The organism is Beijerinckia mobilis (genome assembly GCF_000745425.1).
GTDB lineage: Bacteria > Pseudomonadota > Alphaproteobacteria > Rhizobiales > Beijerinckiaceae > Beijerinckia > Beijerinckia mobilis.
The window spans coordinates 250,688-270,130 of the sequence record NZ_JQJH01000003.1; the positions used below are offsets into that span (position 1 = coordinate 250,688).

At 55.9% G+C, this 19,443-nt stretch carries 15 protein-coding genes; 7 read left to right on the forward strand and 8 right to left on the reverse strand.

Annotated features, from left to right (window positions below):
* Positions 1–40 precede the first annotated feature (40 nt).
* From DL88_RS05120 to DL88_RS05135, 4 genes are all read right to left on the reverse strand, one after another.
* Positions 41–1,261: an MFS transporter gene (locus DL88_RS05120; protein ID WP_051955609.1), complete on the reverse strand. Its 1,221-nt coding sequence runs from the start codon at positions 1,259–1,261 to the stop codon at positions 41–43.
* Positions 1,262–1,821: 560 nt separating this feature from the next.
* Positions 1,822–2,559 (reverse strand): ABC transporter ATP-binding protein, encoded by a 738-nt coding sequence (locus DL88_RS05125; RefSeq protein WP_051955610.1) that lies wholly within the window; start codon positions 2,557–2,559, stop codon positions 1,822–1,824.
* On the reverse strand, positions 2,556–3,605 hold the full coding sequence (locus DL88_RS05130; protein WP_084704957.1) for a FecCD family ABC transporter permease: 1,050 nt from the start codon (positions 3,603–3,605) through the stop codon (positions 2,556–2,558). The genes DL88_RS05125 and DL88_RS05130 overlap by 4 nt, the downstream gene beginning before the upstream one ends.
* The gene (locus DL88_RS05135) at positions 3,602–4,621 is read right to left on the reverse strand and encodes an ABC transporter substrate-binding protein (RefSeq protein WP_245270628.1); all 1,020 of its coding nucleotides are present in this window, start codon (positions 4,619–4,621) and stop codon (positions 3,602–3,604) included. Before DL88_RS05135 ends, DL88_RS05130 begins: the two co-directional genes overlap by 4 nt.
* 492 nt (positions 4,622–5,113) lie before the next feature.
* Between DL88_RS05135 and DL88_RS05140 the strand changes: the two genes are divergently transcribed.
* Entirely contained in the window at positions 5,114–5,890 is a 777-nt protein-coding gene (locus DL88_RS05140) for a carbonic anhydrase (protein WP_034992822.1), read from the forward strand.
* Positions 5,891–5,977: 87 nt separating this feature from the next.
* Here DL88_RS05140 and DL88_RS05145 read toward each other — a convergent pair whose 3' ends face one another.
* Both DL88_RS05145 and DL88_RS05150 read right to left on the reverse strand, forming a co-directional pair.
* Positions 5,978–6,592, reverse strand: coding sequence for a hypothetical protein (locus DL88_RS05145; protein ID WP_051955612.1), 615 nt, complete (start codon positions 6,590–6,592; stop codon positions 5,978–5,980).
* A 199-nt stretch (positions 6,593–6,791) separates the two neighbouring features.
* Positions 6,792–7,511, reverse strand: a complete 720-nt coding sequence (locus tag DL88_RS05150; RefSeq protein ID WP_034992825.1) for an MgtC/SapB family protein — start codon at positions 7,509–7,511, stop codon at positions 6,792–6,794.
* Positions 7,512–8,291: 780 nt separating this feature from the next.
* Between DL88_RS05150 and DL88_RS05155 the strand changes: the two genes are divergently transcribed.
* The gene (locus DL88_RS05155) at positions 8,292–9,887 is read left to right on the forward strand and encodes a hypothetical protein (RefSeq protein WP_051955613.1); all 1,596 of its coding nucleotides are present in this window, start codon (positions 8,292–8,294) and stop codon (positions 9,885–9,887) included.
* A 217-nt stretch (positions 9,888–10,104) separates the two neighbouring features.
* Here DL88_RS05155 and DL88_RS05160 read toward each other — a convergent pair whose 3' ends face one another.
* Positions 10,105–10,536: an OsmC family protein gene (locus DL88_RS05160; protein WP_034992827.1), complete on the reverse strand. Its 432-nt coding sequence runs from the start codon at positions 10,534–10,536 to the stop codon at positions 10,105–10,107.
* A gap of 739 nt (positions 10,537–11,275) precedes the next feature.
* Here DL88_RS05160 and DL88_RS05165 point away from each other — a divergent pair.
* Complete coding sequence (locus tag DL88_RS05165; RefSeq protein WP_084704981.1) at positions 11,276–12,403, forward strand: helix-turn-helix transcriptional regulator; 1,128 nt, start codon at positions 11,276–11,278, stop codon at positions 12,401–12,403.
* A gap of 123 nt (positions 12,404–12,526) precedes the next feature.
* Positions 12,527–13,768 carry a tryptophan synthase subunit beta gene (gene trpB, locus DL88_RS05170; RefSeq protein WP_034992833.1) on the forward strand — a complete coding sequence of 414 codons (1,242 nt, stop codon included), beginning with the start codon at positions 12,527–12,529 and terminating at the stop codon, positions 13,766–13,768.
* 115 nt (positions 13,769–13,883) lie between these two features.
* Here trpB and DL88_RS05175 read toward each other — a convergent pair whose 3' ends face one another.
* Entirely contained in the window at positions 13,884–15,725 is a 1,842-nt protein-coding gene (locus tag DL88_RS05175; RefSeq protein WP_245270629.1) for a sensor histidine kinase, read from the reverse strand.
* Between the two features lie 427 nt (positions 15,726–16,152).
* On the opposite strand from DL88_RS05175, the gene DL88_RS05185 reads away from it, so the two are divergent.
* The 3 genes from DL88_RS05185 to DL88_RS05195 all read left to right on the forward strand — a co-directional run bounded on the left by DL88_RS05185 (position 16,153) and on the right by DL88_RS05195 (position 19,436).
* Positions 16,153–16,779 carry a uracil-DNA glycosylase family protein gene (locus DL88_RS05185; RefSeq protein ID WP_034992839.1) on the forward strand — a complete coding sequence of 209 codons (627 nt, stop codon included), beginning with the start codon at positions 16,153–16,155 and terminating at the stop codon, positions 16,777–16,779.
* Positions 16,780–17,425: 646 nt separating this feature from the next.
* A complete protein-coding gene (locus DL88_RS05190) occupies positions 17,426–18,526 on the forward strand; it encodes a Ppx/GppA phosphatase family protein (RefSeq protein WP_084704959.1) in 1,101 nt (366 codons plus the stop codon).
* Between the two features lie 184 nt (positions 18,527–18,710).
* Complete coding sequence (locus DL88_RS05195) at positions 18,711–19,436, forward strand: RlmE family RNA methyltransferase (RefSeq protein WP_034992843.1); 726 nt, start codon at positions 18,711–18,713, stop codon at positions 19,434–19,436.
* Positions 19,437–19,443: the final 7 nt, after the last annotated feature.

Here is a 19,443-nt window from a genome sequence, read left to right on the forward strand (position 1 = left end):
TGAACGGCTTCCGTCGACGAATGTCAAAGCCCGACGAATGTCAAAGCCGAAGTGCGACGGGCTCGGCACAGGACACCCCGGCTGCAAGCGTGCCTTTATCCATCCGGTGAAGAATGAGTGTCAGAACCGCCGCGACGAAGGCGAGGATCGCGCTGATCCAGGGTAATTGCTCATAGGCCAGTCCCTGCGTCAGCAGCGTGCCGCCAATCCAGGCGCCGATGGCATTGCCGAAATTGAATGCGCCCTGATTGATCGTGGAGGCGAGATTGGGTGCATCATATGCGTCGTTGACGATGCGCATTTGCAGCGGCGGTACCAGGGCGAAAGCGAGGACACCCCAGATGAATATGGTCGCGGCGGCAGGCAACGGCTCGGCACTCGTGTAGCGGAACAGGCACAGAAGCGGGATCAGGAGCGCCAGCGTGGCGAGGATTGTCGGGATCAGCTTCCAGTCACCAAGCCGTCCGCCAAGGAAATTGCCGCAGGTCACGCCGATGCCGAAGAGGAACAGGACGAGTGTCACTTGATGTTGCGGCATGCCTGCGACATTTTCGAGAATGGGCGCGATATAAGTGAAGACGCTGAACAGGCTCGCGGAAGCAAGAACGCTGATCGCCATGCAGAGGAGGATTTTCGGCCGCGCCAGAGCACGTGCCTCACGCGAGAGCTGCATGGGTGCAACCGGTATGGCCCGGGGCAGCCAGGCGGCGAGGGCAATGATGGCGATGATCCCGATCACGGCGACGCACCAAAAAGTTTCCCGCCAGTTCAGCGTTTCGCCCAGAGCCGTGCCGAAGGGCACGCCGAGGACATTGGCCAGAGTGAGCCCGGCAAACATCATGGCGATGGCCTGACCCTTTTTCTCGGGCGGGACGATAGCGGCGGCGACGACGGCGCCTATGCCGAAGAAGGCGCCATGACAGAGCGCCGTCACGATGCGAGCCACCATCAACAAGCCATAGTCGGGTGACAGGGCGCAAAGAACATTGCCGAGAATGAAAACGGCGGCCAGCGCCAGCATTGCCTTGCGGCGATCGAGGCGCGCGGTCGCGATGGCGAGAAACGGCGAACCAAAAGCAACACTGAGTGCATAGGCACTGACCAATATGCCGGCTTCGGGAATTGTCACATTGAGGTCGGAGGCAATGTCCGGTAGCAAGCCCATGATAACAAATTCGCTGGTTCCGATGCCGAAAGAACCAATGGCGAGAGCGACCAGCGCACGCAGGATCGCTTGATTGTTGGTTGTCTGGTTGTTCATGGTTTGGCTGCTTGTAGACTTGCGAAGGGTGGATGCCGATGTCGTTATAATAAATCTCCTTGATCCCAACCTGTTGGGATCAAGGAGATTCGGCGGAAAGCCGCCGCCCCGCCGTCGCGGGGCCGAGTCTCAATGAGTCATTCTCGCTGAAACTTGGTATTCAAGATGCAGGCAAATGCGACCTGCAGCACCCCGGCATGAAATTCCGGTCGCTCAAATCGCAAGGGTCGATCAGGAAGAAGATAACGCTCTCGTCTGGGCGGTCTGGTCAAAACCACCAAAAAACGAAAGCCCGCAGGCAACGGAACCTACAGGCTAATTCATACGCTACAATGCTTCCTCTTTGGTAAAAACTGCAAAGGATGCATGGCCGCTCCGCGAAAAACGCCGTGCGGCCGCGGGGCCGAGGTTTCCGCCGGCCTTCATTGATCCCGGAAGACGGGTGGCAATGAGATTCATTATAACCCATCGGGACGGGTGCATTCGCACCAGATGTATGCGGAGCGTGCTTGGCGCGTACTCTCGCCGATTTTTGACCGTCTGGTTATTGCGAGAGGTGATCAGAAGGAGGGAAGCCGATCGATCCCATAAAGACCTTCGATCGCGGAATCGGTCAGCACGTCCATACTGGGACCATCCGCTGTGATCCGCCCGTTCTGCAAAAGGATTGCGCGGTCGAAAAGCGATCTTGCCCGCAGGGGATCATGGGTGGTGGCGAGGATCGCATAGCCACTTTGCGCAAGCTGCTGCAGATGCGCGAACAGACGCATCTGCTGGCCGAAATCGAGGCCTGTTTCCGGTTCGTCGAGAATAAGGATACGTGCTCCCTGGGCGAGTGCGCGGGCGATGAGGACGGCCTGGCGTTCGCCTCCCGATAATTCCGTATAGGGTCTTTGTGCGAGATGTGTGATCGCCAGTTTCTGCAGGGCGGCTCCTGCGGCCTCGCGGTCATCGGGATCGGCAAGCGGTCCGAACGGCGAGAAGGGCAGGCGGCCGAGCATCACGATTTCCTCGGCCGTATAAGGGAATGCCGGGACGTGTCCTTGGGGGACATAGGCGATGGCACGGGCAAGAGCGCGCCTGCCGTAATTTTCGAGCGCGCGGCCTTCGATCAGGATTGTCCCCTTCTGCGCGGGCAAGAGGCCGAGCAGAAGCCGCAAGAGTGTGGTCTTGCCGGCGCCATTGGTGCCGAGCAGGGCCGTGAGTTCACCAGCGGCCAGGTTCAGGGCGAGGTCGTGGAGAATAGTTCGGCCGCCGAGACGATAACCGAGCCCTGTGACAGTCAGCCTGCTATTCATATCCAGCCCCGCCTTAAAAAACGGAGGACGCCGAGGAAAGCCAGGACGCCAATGAGATCGACCAATATGCCGACCGGGATTTCCTCCTCCGAGATGCTGCGCGCCAGATCATCGCAAAGCAGCAGAAAAACGGCGCCGAGACAGGCCGCGAGCGGCAAAACACGGCTATTGGCAGGGCCGGTGAGCAGCCGCGCGACATGGGGAATGATGAGCCCGATCCAGCCGATCATTCCTGCAATTGAAACCGTGAGAGCGGCGAGAATCGTCGCGGTGGCAATCGCGCCGAGCCGCAGGACTTCGACCGGGACTCCAAGCGTGCGCGCCTCGTCATCCCCCATGGCCAGCGCATCGAGCATACGCCCGAGGCCGGCAAGACTGAACAGGGATAGCCCCAGGATGAAGGCAATGGTCGGCAGCTGCGCCAATTGCACCTGCGTGAGGCTGCCGAGGAGCCAGAACACGATGTCGGGCAGCTGGCGTTCCGGATCGGCGACATATTTCAGGATGGAGAGCAAAGCCGTAAACAGGGCGGTGCTGACGAGGCCGCCGAACACCAGCATGAGAATGGACCGGGCTGCGAAACTGCGGGCGACGAGGACCGCCAGGATGACGGCGCTGATGCCTCCGAGAAAGGAAAGTGTCTGAACGCCGGATATTCCGGCACCGAGGATAATGCCGAGCGCAGCGCCGAAACCCGCCCCGCTGAGGACCCCGAGCAGGTCCGGCGAAACGAGGGGATTGCGGAAGACTGCCTGATAGGTGGCGCCGGTGATCGAGAGTGACGCTCCAATCAGGGCGGCAGCGCCGATCCGCGGCAGGCGGGCGTCGAAAAGGATCGAATGGATGATTCTATAGCGAGCATCCGGCATTTCGCGGACACCCAAGGCGGTCTCCGCGAAATGCAGCAGATCCAGGGGAGCAATCGGATAGCGGCCGATGCAAAATGAGAAGATGGTAACGAGCGCCAGGAGGAGGGTGGCGCCGACGATGAGACCGATGCCGGACCCCGATTTCCGTTGATCCGTGGAAAAAGTGAGAGCGGTCAATGTGTACTACTCTCTTCCGGCAGTTTCCCCGCGAGAATGCGATCGGCTTCTTCAGATGTCAGCGGATAATCGAAGAAATCGCGATAGAACTGAATTGCCGCCGTTTTGGGATCCTGGTTCTGGAACAATTCGGGATGCAAAATCTTGGCGGTCCAAAGCACCTGTAGCGGAAATTCAACGCCGTAGCGATCCCAGGGGAATACACCTGTGGGATTGCGATAGACACGATTGCGCTGCACAGCCACCAGGGATTGCCACAGGCCGTCCGCCGCATGCGGATTGAAAGGTTCCGTATGGCCGGCAATAATGATGATGTCCGGATTCCACGCGGCGATCTGTTCGAGTGATACTTCCTTGCTGTTTCCGGTGATCGTCTCTGCCACGTTGCGGCCCCCGGCGAAGCGGATCCATTCGTCGATAATGGTCTTTTTCCCATCGATCTTGAGGGGATGCAGCGACACGATATGCAGAACGCGTGGTCTTGCTTGTGCGGGAAGTCGATCGGTGATTGTGCGGACAGAGCCGACGATCTCATTGAAGCTTTTCTCGTAGAGCTGCAACGCGTTGTGCGCCGCCGATGTATTGAGCACATCTGCTGTCAGACGAGCCGCGCGTATCAGTGCATCGCTGTCTTGAAAACTGCCATCGATCACGGGAATGTTCATGTTCCGCAAAGGACCTGTGGCCGGAGAATTGGAAAAGACAAAAGCCGTATCGACCCCGTGGCGAACGAGTGTCTCGATATTCGGAACTGGCCCATTAATCGAAATCGCCTTGTTTAAGACCGGCGCGACCTTATACATCCAGGGTTGCGATGATGGACTGTCTACGGTGACAACGATCCTGTCCGCCGCTTTGAGCAATATGAGAAGGGCTTGATGCGCAAACCAGAGTTCCGCAAGCCGGGCAGGGTGCTGCGCAATTTCGACCCGTGCGCCGCTCATGTCGGTAATCGTGCGCGGCCCGTCAGCATGGCAGGGAAGCGGAAGAAGCGCGAGCGCTATGCTCAAACGCAAAAACCACGATCCCCAAAATCGCTGGCTCCGGTTTTCTGGTTTAGCGGCGGCAAATTCGGAAAGACTCGACGCGGGCTGCAAGCGTCTTTTGATCATTAAAGTCTTATTCATTCGATGTTTATATTACGATTTATACATCTTGGCTAATCTCGACTGGTTTTTCATGACCAAATCGAAGATGATATTTCGGTGATCTTCCAACAGTTCCTCAAGTTGTTCCTCAAGATGTCCCTTAGAATGTGATGCGCACTTGCAGCGAGATCTGTCCATTGATTGCGGAGGAATTTGGAAAAACTCTGTCATCGACCGGGATTTCGGCCATTGGTGATTAAATTTTTGACGAAGCGCGATGAGGACCTTCCTCAGGGATGCAGCACTTTTTCGGCCGCAAGAGCAGATGCAATCGCGTCTTCACCATTAGACATTATGATTTCGAACGTGAATTCAAGCAGCGGAACGAGCACCATCCGCTAAGCAGGAAAGAAGACAGTTTTGTGTGGCACTGAAAAGACCAACGATCCCATCAACAAGGACGAAACCTCCTTGCGTGTCGACCGTAGAACCTTTGTCGGGCTGGCTGCCGCTGCGGGCATGCTTCCCTCGCTCGCGCGCGCTGAGGAGACGCCTGCGTCGACAGCGGCACCTGTTCCAGCACCCGCTCCGGTGACATTGCCGAAGCTCGATGCCGACCATCAGGCCATTCTCGACGAACTGCTGGCGGGTCATTCTCGCTATCTCGCGAATGCGCCGCGCGAACGGGATTTTTCTGCGAAGCGCGCCGAACTTTCGGAAGGACAAGCGCCGTTAGTCGCGGTTCTCGCCTGCTCGGATTCCCGTGTGCCGCCGGAGGTTCTTTTCGATCAAGGTCCTGGAAAGCTGTTCATTGTCCGCATCGCAGGCAATTTCGTAACCGACGAGGGTCTAGCCAGCCTCGAATTCGGGACGAAAGTGCTTGGTGTCAAATTGATCGTCGTGTTGGGGCATACACATTGCGGGGCGGTCAATTCCGCCATCAAAGTGTTACAGGAACAGACCGTTCTGCCCGGACATATTCAGGACCTCGTCCGCAACATCAAACCGGCGATCGAGCCGGAACTCGCACATCCGGGTGAGGATCTCGAGGATCGTGCTGTCGCGGCCAATGTCCGTTTCAACGTCGATCGTCTGAAGAAGGCGACCCCCATCCTTTCCGAATTCGTGACGGATGGAACGGTCGTGGTTATCGGCGGCGTTTACAATATTTCCACCGGACGTGTCAGCCTGGTATGATGGAGAGTACGGCGCTCTTCGGAGCGCCGTTTCCGTTTGTTCTCGTGTCCGCCCCATTGCAAGAGCAGAGTGGAATGTCAATTCCACTCACGCCGATGAGACAATCGGCAGATCGGCGACCCGGACCAATCCGCGTTGACTCGTGAAGGAAATCGTCTGTTCGCCAGACTGCTGCTGCGAAACGCCGGAAATCCGAAGATCACCGGTATCATATACAGTGATGCGGCCGCTGTCTTCGATGACCAATCGATGCGTTTCTGGGAAAGTGGCATAACGCAGCCTGTTCTGGGCTCCGACGGCGCTCGGCGCGCCGAGATTTTGCGGCCACCACGCGCCGGTTGCCCCGCCCGAACGATAAGAGACGTCCTGTTCCTCTCTGAACGTTGTTTCCGCAGGTATGGGCCGCGCTCGCAAATAGGCCGCGAGATCCGTGCATAAAGCGTCGAGCTTCGCCTTAAGGGCGTGATCGAACATATGGCCAATCATTGTCATTCCGCTGGACCATTGCGCCATGCCACCGAAGAAAGGATGGCTGAACTGCGCCATCGTGCCACCCCCCGATCGAAGGGCGCAAAGAACTGTTTCGACGGCATCTTTCGGGATGGAATATTTATCCGCGAGATTTTTGACGATCGTCTCTTCGTTGTCGGAAAATGCTTCTGCTTTCGGCGCTTCCTCTGTACTCGAGAATTTTCCGGCCATTGCCGTTTCTCCTTTGATTGGGGGTGATGTTCCTGCCAATTGCCGGGATATAAGTGCGTCGCAGCAAACGCCAAGATGGTAAGCGTCCCGGGATAATGACGGAGGCAGACTTTGCCCTTCAGCCGATGCAAATGTGCCCGAGATTTCGCGAGAAATAGGCATCAATCGACCGGGAACCTGCTGACACTCCCCATACCGATCACGGCGAATTTGTGTTCATTTCCCAACTAGCGTGCAAGACTTCAGGCTGCATACGCAAATTTACGAGAGCGCCGTCGAGCGTTTTTGTATCAATGGAGGTCGCGACCAGTGTCACGACCAGATCTGTTGTCGTGTCCGAGACTTCTTCCGATTCAATCTCGCTGACAGGTATTTTGTTGTTGCTCAGATAATTGTTAATCTGATTCCGTACAGACGGGACGGCATCATCCTTGACGGTTATGCGGAGCGTGAATTCACCCTCAAGCGCCTGTGTATCGATCGGTCGCTCGTTGATGAAATTGACGACCGGCCGCAACATCGTATTTCCGGCGAGGATGAAAAGTGTAACCAGACAGGCTTCCGCCACCATGTCGGCTCCGGCCATGGCTCCGACGGCAGCTGAAGCCCACAGCGTTGCTGCCGTATTGAGTCCGCGGATATTTGCCCCCTCCTTCATGATTGCGCCGGCACCAAGGAAGCCGACGCCGGTCACGACATTGGCGATGACGCGTGTCGCGCCTTCTGCGCCGACGATCCGCGCGCCGAGATCGACGAAGGCTGCCGCGCCAACGGCGACGAGGACATTCGTGCGCAAGCCAGCGACACGCTGTCGATATTGCCGCTCTGCACCAATCACTGTTCCGAGCAGAAATGCCGAAAGAAGGCTGACGAAGGAATCGAGAAACTGCCAGAATTGAAAAGTTTGAATAAAGCGCATGAAGAAGGTTCCGGCGGCTATTGGGCGGGATGCACCTTTTGGGGTGAGATCTTCAAGCTCTTGCTGCGAGCTCTTTGAAGGAGAGACCTATGCTGAATCCCGACGTCGATGAGTCATAATGACTGTTTTTTCTTAAGGTTTTGGCCTCGGCAAGATCGGAGAGCGGATATACGCCGAATCTCCTTGATGACGAGAAGCCGTAATCATTGACGACGATATGACACGTCTTCGATGATTACATGACGATGCGAAATGTCCCTAAGCCTCCTCGGCATATTGGCATTGCCTTCCTGTGTAAAAATCATCTTTGTGGAATGCCATTGCAAGCAGAGTTGGCAGACAAAATTGCCGGTGAGTAATGCAGCCTCAAATGGGAAAGGCATGTGATTCGACCATCGTGCGGCATCGCCGGCGTCATCGCGGTCGAGGCATTTTCACGCCGAATTGAGCTGTTGTTTTGAAAGTGTTTTATCCGCCGGCAGTCAGAGAATAAGGGTCGATCCTACAAGACGCTAGGCTGATTGGAGGCACCCGTGGCGGCCCATGGCGTTGAATAAGTGAACTTTATTTTACTATTCGGCAGAAGGACCTTTCGTTTGAAGACGGTTTCGTCCTCATGCTCCAGCTTATTGCCCAGGAGACCGCTGCCTGATGTCCCGGTTTCGCCGCTGTATCCTTCCTGCTTGGAGAAGAAGTCTTTTCTATATCATCATATTAGGCGGCAGTATCATTATATCCACCAGGACTGTGCATGCCGAGGACATGGCGGCGGAAATACGCATGCTGAAGAAAAAGTTGGAGGACTTCGAGGCAATCAAGGCGCGGTTGCGTGCCCTTGAGGAGAAGCTTGATAGCCAGAATATACGTGCATCAACCGTGCATGGGCATAAGACACATCTCGTTCATGTTCACGAACGCCCGCAGACAGAAACTCAACCCGCGTTTCATCAGGAGGCCGAGGCGAAAGATGTCCATATTCGGGATCCTTTCGGCGCGGCGCATGAACGTGTTCCAGTTTCCGTGGCCTTGCCAATCAATCAGACCGGAGGACATTATACTTTTAACTTCAATGGTATAAGAGTGACCCCAGGCGGTTATGTCGATCTCAATGGAATTTTTCGCAGCAAGAATCTTGCTTCCGATATCGTCACGCCGTTCAATTCTATTCCCTACGCCAATGTCCCCCTCGGTCATACGCAGGAGTTTCGCGGCTCGTCGCGTCAGAGCCGTGCATCGATGCTGGTCGAAGCCGACGTGTCTCCAACGACGCATCTTGCCGGCTATGGTGAGTTTGATTTTCTGGCTGCGCCGCAGACAGCGAATACAAACGAAAGCAATTCCTTCTCGCCGCGTATTCGCAATCTTTATGGAACAGTAGACTGGGATGATCTTGGATTGCACTTGCTCGCCGGTCAATCCTGGTCGCTCGCGACAGTCAATCACAATGGCATCATGCCGCGTGATGAATATTTAGCGCAAACGATTGATGTCGGCTATGTTCCGGGTTTTGTCTGGACGCGGCAGCCGCAATTACGCCTGGCCAAGGAACTTCTGGACAAGAAATTGTGGATCGCCGCATCGCTCGAAAATCCGGCGACGACATTTTACACTGTCGGCTCGACGCCCTGGGGAACGGCGGCCCTGCCGTCGACATTGCTTTACATGACCCAGGGCGGTTCGTTCTTTGACGCCCAAAATCAAATTTCGCTCAACCATGTACCGGATATTATCGGCAAGGTCGCATATGAACCGACGATCTTTGACAGAAAAACGCATATGGAATTGTTTGGTATTTATCGCAGCATTTACACGCGCAATAATTTCTCCAACCATGATGTCGCGGCTGGTGGCATCGGTGGGTCGCTGATCTTTCCTCTTATTCCAAAGCAGCTTACGCTGCAATTGTCGGGGCTGACAGGAACTGGAATTGGCCGTTACGGTGCGGGCCTCCTGCCGGATGCGACGATCAACGCCAACGGCGATGTCTCTCCCATTCCGGAGACAATCCTCTTTTCGGGTCTCACCTGGAGCCCGACGCCACGGCTCGACCTTTATGCTTATGCGGGGGAGGAGTTTGCTCGCGCGACTTATTCGACGACAAGCAACGGCCTTGCTTATGGATATGGTAATCCTTTGTATGACAATCGCGGTTGCTCGGTCGAAGGAGCTTCGAGTTCGACCTGTAACGGTAATACGAAACTCTTGCGCCAGATTACCGGAGGCCTTTGGAATCACGTTTATGATGGACCTTTTGGCCATCTGAAATTCGGACTGCAATATTCCTATACGCAGCGTTTCGGCTTCGTCGGCATCGGTGGTGCGCCGAAAACCGATGAACATGTGTTTCTCACAAGCTTACGCTTTTATCCGTTCTGATGCCAAAGGGCGATGAGGTTGCCTCATCGCCCTTTGGCCAGCACAGGTACGGGTGACGGCTTTCTGTCGAATACTATGCATCACGACAGGTCGTAATCCATTCCCCTTTGTGTGAGAGTATGTATCCCAGCCGCAAAGGTATCGCTTGAGAACATAGCCGGTCACCATGCTCCTAAGCCACGTTCGCGAGCAAGCCGAGAGGGTGTTTGCGTGACGTTCAGCTCAACAGCGTCGCGTTCAGGCTGATATCGGCCTTGATGACTTTCGAGAGCGGGCAATTGGCTTTGGCCATATTGGCCAGTTCCTGGAAACTTGCCTGATCGGCGCCGGGAATACGCGCTGTCAGTGTAAGCTCGACCTTTGTGATCGCATAGCCGCCTTCGACCTGATCGAGTGAAACCTTCGCCGTTGTTTCCATCTCCGTTGCGACAAGCTTAGCTTCGCCGAGAATTAACGACAGGGCCATGGTGAAACAGCCGGCATGAGCGGCCCCGAGCAATTCTTCGGGATTGGTGCCTTTCTGTCCCTCGAAACGGGCAGCAAATCCATAAGGATACGCATCAAGGGCGCCGCTTTCCGTGGAGATCGCGCCTTTACCATCCTTGAGCCCGCCGGACCATCTGGCCGAAGCTTTGCGGACAATCGCCATGTTTATCTCCCTGCTTCCTGGCGGCGAGAAATATCGTCGTCAGATGAATGTTTTCATTTTTATGATTTAGAAAGATTTCGTGACAGAACAATGGACCTCGGGAGAGGCGAAAGGCGGTCGTCTTGATCGTGGACTTTGCCGATGAGGTTCATCCGCATCCGTCTGATCAACAGCATCTGAGGCTGTTTTCCGTTGCGAAACAAACCAAGCCGGTATAGAGGGGCGCTTTCGTCCGGCCGTTCTGGTACGATCTGGTGGATTGTCCAGCATTGATCAGTGTTCACCCGGGGTCGGGAAACTATCCTGGATATTTGTATGAAATATTCGAAGCTGATGAAAAATTGAATTTATATGCAATCCACGAGCTCAGAACGAAGTTTCGCTTCTGCGAGCATATCTTCGGGAGCAGTGTCCATCAATAGACCTTGAACTATGCGTAATGCTACTCTGATTGGTCTGTATGCTTATATGATCAATTTACATGGACATAGTGTAAAATAGTGTAGGATTATGGTGCAACGGAGTATGTTTCTGTAAACAGATGTATATCTGATAGTCTATCAATTGAAACTGGACTCTATCGAAAACGGGATGGAATCCAATTTCTGCTGTTTCTTTCAATTTATATGTTTATTTACCAATTCTGTGCTGGTGCCCAACGTCAGATAAATTTTATATAGTTTGATTCTATATTAAAAATGCGGAGTGTTATGTTTCAAAGGGCAGGCTGCGGGTGGATGTGATCAATCCTGAAATCGAAAAACTGATCCGCGAGATTTATGATTGTGTTGCCGATCCTTCCGGTTGGGAAAAGGTCCTGCAGCAAATCGTCACTCAAACCCATGCGGCAACGGCTTTGATGGAGGGACAGATGTCCTGTCCGCAGCCGAGGAAAATCGCGGCCTGGAACGCCGATCCCTCCTATCGGGACATCTATTACAAATTTTTTCATGCGCGAAACCCCTTCGTTCCGATCCGCAAGGCTCTTGGTGCCGAGACCGTTTTTAACGGGAATGTGATAACCGGTACGGAATCCTACCGCGCCTCGGCTTTCTATAATGAATTTGCACGGCCACAGGCGTGGAACGCCTTCATCAGTGTCAGCCTCAGTGGGCCGGGCAATTCCGATGTTCTGGCTCTCATATGCAATCAGGATACTGATTTCACGCAAACCGGTGCGGCGCAGTTGCTCGGCGTTCTCGCGCCGCATTTGCGCCGTGCCTATGATCTCGGCGGTCTTTTGTCGAAGGCCCAGCAGACCACGGCAATATTAGGTGAGGCGGTCGCGGCGGCGGGTTTCGGCACAATTCTCTTGAGCGAGAAATGCCGGATCATTTACGCAAATCCGGTGGCCGAGGTGATGCTGCGCGAGCAAAAAGGACTGGCTTTCATAAGGGGCGAACTGGTGGCGGAGGCGACGCCGCTGACCTCGCAACTTGCCGCTATGGTGAAGGCCTGCGTCGATCCCCACGCGTCGGTGCATTCTCTCCGCACGGTGATCAAGCTCGCGCGGCGTGACGAGGGGCCTCCCATCCTTGCTTATGTCCTGCCGGTTCAGGGGCAGGCGGCGATGATGCTGACTGATCATGACCGGCCGGTCGCGACCTTGTTCCTGGTCGATCCGCAGCGTGACCTCTCTGTCCGGCTGCAGAATTTTGCAAACTTATACGCATTGAATCCGACGGAAATCGCCGTTTTGAGCGAAATTCTCGGCAGTCAGGCGCTGACGATCGTGGCTGCGAAGCTCGGCATGTCTCCGGCGACCTTGCGGATGCACCTCGGGCGTATTATGGCGAAAACAGGGACCAGTAACCGCCTCGAACTGCTGCGCCGCTTTTTTGAAACGATAAGCTGTGCGGCGCCTTGAGATCATCTCCCGTAATCCGATCACGAAATCGGAGCAAGGAAGCGGGAAGGTTGTCTAGCCGTGCCGAAACGTGCGATTCACAGTCCGGAATAAAAATGTAGAGGGCTGGATCTAGGATCAAGAATGCCACAAGAATCACTCAATTCCTATCGCTCCGGCCCCGATGAACGGGGGCATTTCGGAATTTTCGGCGGACGTTTCGTTGCCGAGACGCTGATGCCGTTAATTCTCGACCTTGAGAATCATTACGAGGTCGCGCGCGTTGATCCCGCCTTCAAGGCAGAACTTTCCTATCTTCTGACCCATTATGTTGGCCGGCCAAGCCCGCTTTATTTCGCCGAGCGCTTGACGGAGCATGTGCGCGAGGTTGCAGCGCGGGCTGGGGACGCAGGCGGCGCGAAAATCTATTTCAAGCGCGAAGAACTGAACCATACCGGCGCGCACAAGATCAATAATGTGCTCGGACAAATTCTGCTCGCGCGGCGCATGGGCAAGACCCGGATCATTGCCGAAACCGGAGCCGGTCAACACGGCGTAGCGACTGCCACTGCCTGTGCGCGGTTCGGCCTCGAATGCGTCATCTATATGGGCGCCGTCGATGTGGAACGACAAAAGCCGAATGTCTTCCGGATGAACCTTTTGGGAGCCAAGGTCGTGCCCGTACAATCCGGCGCGCGTACCCTCAAGGATGCGATGAACGAGGCCCTGCGCGACTGGGTCACCAATGTCTCGGATACTTTTTATTGTATCGGTACGGCTGCGGGACCACACCCCTATCCGGCGATGGTGCGGGATTTTCAATGCATTATCGGCGAGGAGACCCGCACGCAGATGATGGCGAGTGAGGGGAGATTGCCCGATTCTCTCTTCGCCTGCATTGGCGGTGGTTCCAATGCCATCGGCCTGTTCCATCCCTTTCTCGATGAGCCGGGTGTCGAGATTTTCGGCGTCGAAGCGGCCGGCTTCGGTCTTGATAAAAAACATGCGGCGTCGCTCGCCGGCGGCCGGCCGGGCGTGCTGCATGGAAACCGGACCTATCTTCTCATGGATGAGGATGGACAGATCGAAGAAGGCCATTCGATTTCGGCCGGGCTCGACTATCCAGGCATTGGGCCGGAACACGCTTGGCTCAAGGAAAGCGGGCGCGTCACCTATCTTTCGGCGCGGGATGACGAAGCCCTGCAAGCCTTTCAGCTTTGTGCTAGGCTTGAGGGGATTATTCCTGCCCTCGAACCGGCCCATGCGCTTGCGAGAGTCGTGGAAATCGCGCCATTGAAGCCGCGCGATCATCTCATGGTGGTCAATATATCCGGCCGCGGCGACAAGGATATCTTCACGGTCGCCGAACATCTCGAGGGCATTTAAGGCGCCGAGACGACCCAGCGACAGACCAAGCTCACACGACGAGGTGGGGCCTGTTCACGGAATGGCTCATTTGGCTTGTGGTCCAGGCCCTGTAGTCGTTGACGAAACGGCGCGTTTAGGCCGCTGAGAGTGGCGGCCGGGCTTTGCCTGAGGTGTTACGCTCGCTACTCGACATTTCTTTAGGCACCGTGTGATTGCGCGCCATATTTTTCAATTCTTCGAGTGTTCCGGCATCGAGACCCAAATTTTCGAAGGCGCTGCTTTCGGGATTCACCTCGCGGCTATTGCTAATGTGCATCTCTCTGGAGACAGAGTCTTCGGGACTATTGGGAAATGGGTCTGAAAACCCCAAAAAGGTGTCCTCGGCTGGTGGTTTGACCGCTGAATTGGCCTCCAGGGTACTGTGAAAAGGCAGAACGCGTTCAGCCGGCAAGGTGACGATGGCTTCCGTCCCCTTATGCAGATGGGATTTCAGACGGAAGGTCCCATTGTGCATCTCGACCAAACCTTTCACGATGGGCAGGCCTAGTCCCGATCCTTCCAGCGCATTCTTCTGGGCGAAGGACCCCCGGCCAAAAGAGGTCATGACAAGCGGGATCTCCTCTTCCGGAATGCCGGGGCCGGAATCGCTGATCGTCACATATTGGCCGCCGCTCGCGGTCCATCCGATTTTAAGCGTGACCAGGCCGCCTGGCGGGGTGAACTTGATGGCATTGGTCAGGAGATTGAGCATCACCTGCCGAAGAGCCCGTTCATCGGCCCAAAGACGCGGGAGATTGGGCTCGACGAATTCCTCGATCGCGATACCGCGCTTCTTGGCCTTCAATGCCATTAGGTGGTGGCATTCGCCAATGATGGCAGCGAGCGATACCGATTCTTCCTTGAGATCGACGCGACCGGCCTCGATGCGTGAAAGGTCGAGGATTTCATTGATCAAGGTGAGAAGATGCTGGCCACTTGAGTGGATGTCGTTCGAATAATCCTTGTAAGACGAAATGACATGAGCGCCGAATAATTCACCTTTCATGACCTCGGAAAAACCAAGGATGGCGTTCAGCGGCGTGCGTAGCTCATGGCTCATCGTGGCGAGAAAGCGCGATTTCGCGAGATTGGCTTCCTCCGCCCTGCACCGGGCGAGATCGCTATTGACGCGGGCCCGTTCGAGTTCGGTGATCAACTCGTCTTTCTCGGTCTGAATAGTCAATTTTTCTACGATGATATGACCGATCTTCCGCGCTATGATTACAAAATAGATCAAAATAGCGCCGGAAAGTCCGGAGAGCGGGATCGCCGCGCTCCAAACAGGCACCAGCCTCGCCAAGAGGATTGTCGCGATTCCCAGCGGCAACAGGGGGCCGGCGATAAGCCTCGGGATCGGCGCTGTAATACGCAGATTGGCCGCAGCGTATATAAGGGCGAAGACGAGGCCGGCCGTCAGCGCGATTTCACCGCCGGCATTGATGAGCTGGCCGATGAAAAGACCCCATAACAGGCCATAGCTTATCTCGCCGAGGGAAAATCCTCTCAGCCAGAACAGAAGGACCTCGTTCCTTGGCGGATGGGAACCCACCGGGCCATGGAATTGCTGGAGTGCTCTGCGCGTCAGGGTCAGTAGGCCCAGGGAGAGAAAAAGCCAGCCACAGACGAAAATTGCATTGAGCCAGACGAGACCGGTCAGCGCCAAAGCGATGCTTTGAATAGCCAGCATTGTAAGAGAATCGATGCGGCGCGTCGAATAAGTCTGGGCCAGATCGAGCAGGAAGGCGGCATCCGCCGCCGGTTTTTTCGCGCGCCGGGATCTCGCCTTTGGCTCGGTCGACACTGTCGTCTGGGAATTGGGCGTAACGACCGAAGTGTCGCGGGTCAAATCATTGGCTGGTGGCGCGGCGGAGCGCATCGCTGCCGAACAACCTGTCGAAAGAAAGCTGTTGGTGGAGGGACGCACGGCTGCATGCATGGTCGAGGGAACCATCTCTTGACGAAAAATTCATTCGCGACTCCGAACCATGGAGGAGAAAAATGAATGCAGGGCTCATCTAGAAAAGATATTTTGATTCAAACTATTCCGATTATTTCTTGAGAGAATGAAGTAAATGGCGACAGATCTCGCATGCTCATTCTTGCTACCCTACGAAACTGGTGCGAAGCCGGAGATGCCGTGTGAGGAAAGCCAGACGACGTTCTGGGGGCGCTTTGGCCGGGGATTTGAATTGTTGAGCCAGGCGGCCGCATATGCTGAGGCTCGCCTTGGCTTGTGCTGGCGCATGTTGTCAGTGCCATTGAAGTGTTTGAAAGAATTTTCATTTCTGGATCGGAGTGGAAAATACACTGATCTTGTTGAGTGGGCGCTTCCGAATACGCCCTGAATCGAAAGGAAGCCTTGGGTGGGAGATGCGCTTGCCGCCTATGCGGCCTCGATCCGGTCTTGCCAGCTTTGCCGCGAACAGCCTTTGAAGAATCCACTACCGCATGAGCCAAGGCCGGTCTTGCGCGTTTCGGAGACGGCGCGTCTGCTCATCGCCAGCCAGGCACCGGGCGTCCGTGTGCATCAGACCGGACTTTCCTTCAACGACGCTTCAGGGGACCGTCTGCGCGGCTGGATGGGGATCGATCGCGACCTGTTTTATGATGAAACGCAGATCGCCATCGTGCCCATGGGATTCTGCTTTCCGGGGCATGACGCGAAAAAAGGGGATTTGCCGCCGCGCCCGGAATGCCGGCAACATTGGCATGATGGTTTATTCGCTCTCATGCCGCAGATCGAAGTGATTCTGGCGATTGGTCGCTACGCCCAGGACTATCATTTCGCGCGATTGGGCCGTCCCTTGCCGAAGCGGTTGCGCGTCGACGAGATCATCCGCTCCAGTGCCGATTATTCGCCGGTGACGCCCCGAATCATCGCTCTACCGCATCCTTCCTGGCGCAATAGCGGTTGGATCAAGCGTAACCCCTGGTTCGAAAGTGAAGTCCTGCCGCCGCTGCGCGCCGCCGTGGCGTCCCTGACCACCTGACATGGCGGTTAAAAAATATCATAATTTATATTGCTTTATTACTGGATCGAATCCTAGCGACAGCGCCATCCATGAGTCGATGAGCCTTCTCAATCCGCTTGGCGTTGTATTAAACTGCTCGATAAATTGGATCAGCAGCCGATGCTTTATCTAAAAATAAACCTATGATAAAAAACGTAAAAATGGCATAAGGCCTTCCGTTTGTTGCTATCCGGTGTGTCTAATTCGTGTAAACTCGGCACGCGCTTTGAAACCGTTGGAAACGGCCTCGCTTTTTGGGGAGCGTTTCGAAAAGGGCGCTAAGGGATGCGCTATGACGAGAAGGTGGCGCTTGGCGATTTCTAAACCGATTGTTACATTCAAAAATGAACAGGTGGCGACAGGTGATCCTTTTCAATAACGGCTTTCGTCGGAAACGGGTGACCCGAACCACGTATATCTGTTTAAGTGTTTGATAATTAGTAGATTTTTGAGAAGGCAGAGAGGCCAAAGGCAGGCCGCGGCTAGTTGCGCGGGGATCTTCGCGGGCACGTGGTGATCAGGCCTTCGATCAATCCGTGGTTTTGACGGGGGGATGGACCCCGATGGAAACCATGATGGCAAGGACACGATGCAGACGATTTACGGTGCTGGAGGGAAAGGTCGGATGAGGAGTGGCGGCGAATTTGCCGGTGCGGCGCTTCCCGACGATTCTCTTTCACCCTTTCAGCCGCCATTGCGCAATCACATCTATGCTGCTCTCGATCTTGGAACCAATAATTGCCGTCTCCTGATCGCCAAGCCTACCCTGCATGCCAATTGCCAGGGAGGCTTCCGGGTCGTTGATTCCTTCTCGCGCATCGTCCGGCTGGGAGAAGGACTGTCCCGCACCGGGCGTCTTGGCGATGCGGCGATCGGGCGGACGCTCGAGGCGCTTGAGGTCTGCCGCGACAAAATGCAGTTGCGCGGGGTAACGCGCGCCCGGCTGATTGCGACGGAGGCCTGCCGTTCTGCCGAAAACGGGGCCGCCTTTCTGGAACAGGCGCGGGCGGTCACTGGTCTCGATCTCGAAATCGTGGATCGAGAGACCGAGGCGCATCTCGCCGCCGCAGGGTCGGCTTCGCTCGCTGATACGGCTGCCGAAGGCGTGCTGCTGTTCGATATTGGCGGCGGCTCGTCCGAAGTCGTCTGGCTCGGGCGTGAACGCGATAATGGCGAGATCGGCGGCGTCAGAGCGCCGGAGGTGATTTTGCGTGAGCGCGTGCGGTTCTGGACGTCGCTGAAACTTGGGGTCGTGACGCTCGCGGAAAAATTCGGTGGTCTCGATGTTTCCGACGAGACCTTTGAGGCTATGACCGATTATGTCGGCGCGGAACTGGCGCATTTCGTCGAGCAGGTCGGCGCTGAATATCGGTGCCGTAATTTTCACCTGCTTGGCACCTCGGGAACGGTTACGACCATTGCCGGCGTCTATCTCGGCCTTTCACGCTACGACCGGAGGCGGGTCGACGGATTGTGGATGACCAGTTATGAAGTTGATCACGCGATCTCGCGCCTGCGCGGGATGAGCTTTCAGGAGCGCGCGGCCAATGGCTGCATAGGGCTTGGAAGGGCCGATCTGGTCCTTGCCGGATGCGCTATTCTGGAGGCGATTCGCCGCGCATTTCCCGCCGAACGCGTGCGCATTGCCGATCGCGGCCTGCGTGAAGGCATATTGATGCAGATGATCGGGGCCGATCGGCTGCAAGCGGACGTCTGGCGGCGATGAGACACTGTGTGCCGTGAAACCTGCACGGCCGTTATGCTTGTCCTCGGGTTTTGACCGTAATTTCATGGCTCTTTGAACTTGAGCTCATGTGATCAATAAGCGTCGTCAGAATCCCGTCGCTCTCTTTGCGGGACCTGATCTCCTTTGAATTCGACATCATTCCATCTCTTGCCGGGACGTCACGATGACTGAGGGCACCTCATCGGGCCGCGAAGGCGGCCGTTCTTTGAAGACACGCGTCAAGACGGCACGCAAGCGCTCGCTCTCCTCAACGCTGTGGCTCGAACGGCAGCTCAACGACCCTTATGTCGCGCGAGCCAAGCGCGAGGGAATGCGCTCGCGCGCCGCCTACAAATTGCTGGAAATCGATGAGCGTTTTCCGTTCCTGAAACCGGGACAGAAAATCATTGATCTCGGAGCCGCCCCCGGCGGCTGGTCGCAAATCGCCGTCCGCAAGAGCCAGAGCGAGCAGGGCCGTGGCCGGGTCATCGGTATCGACCTTCTCGAAATCGCCCCGCTTCCGGGTGCTGAATTCAAGATCATGGATTTTCTCGACCCTGCCGCGCCGCATTTGCTGGAAGAATGGCTTGGCGCAAAGGCCGATGTGGTTCTCTCCGACATGGCGGCTAATGCGACCGGCCATAAGAAGACCGACCATTTGCGCATTGTCGGGCTTGTTGAACTCGCCGCCGATTTCGCAGCCGATGTGCTCGCGCCGGGCGGCAGTTTTCTCGCGAAAGTGCTGCAGGGAGGCACGGAAAATGCGCTTCTTGCCCGGTTGAAGAGGGATTTCGCGACAGTGCGGCACGTCAAGCCGCAGGCGAGCCGGGCCGATTCTTCCGAGCTCTACATGCTGGCCACGGGCTTTCGTGGAGCATCTGCGGAACCGCCCGTGGATCCGGAGGTGTGACGCTCCG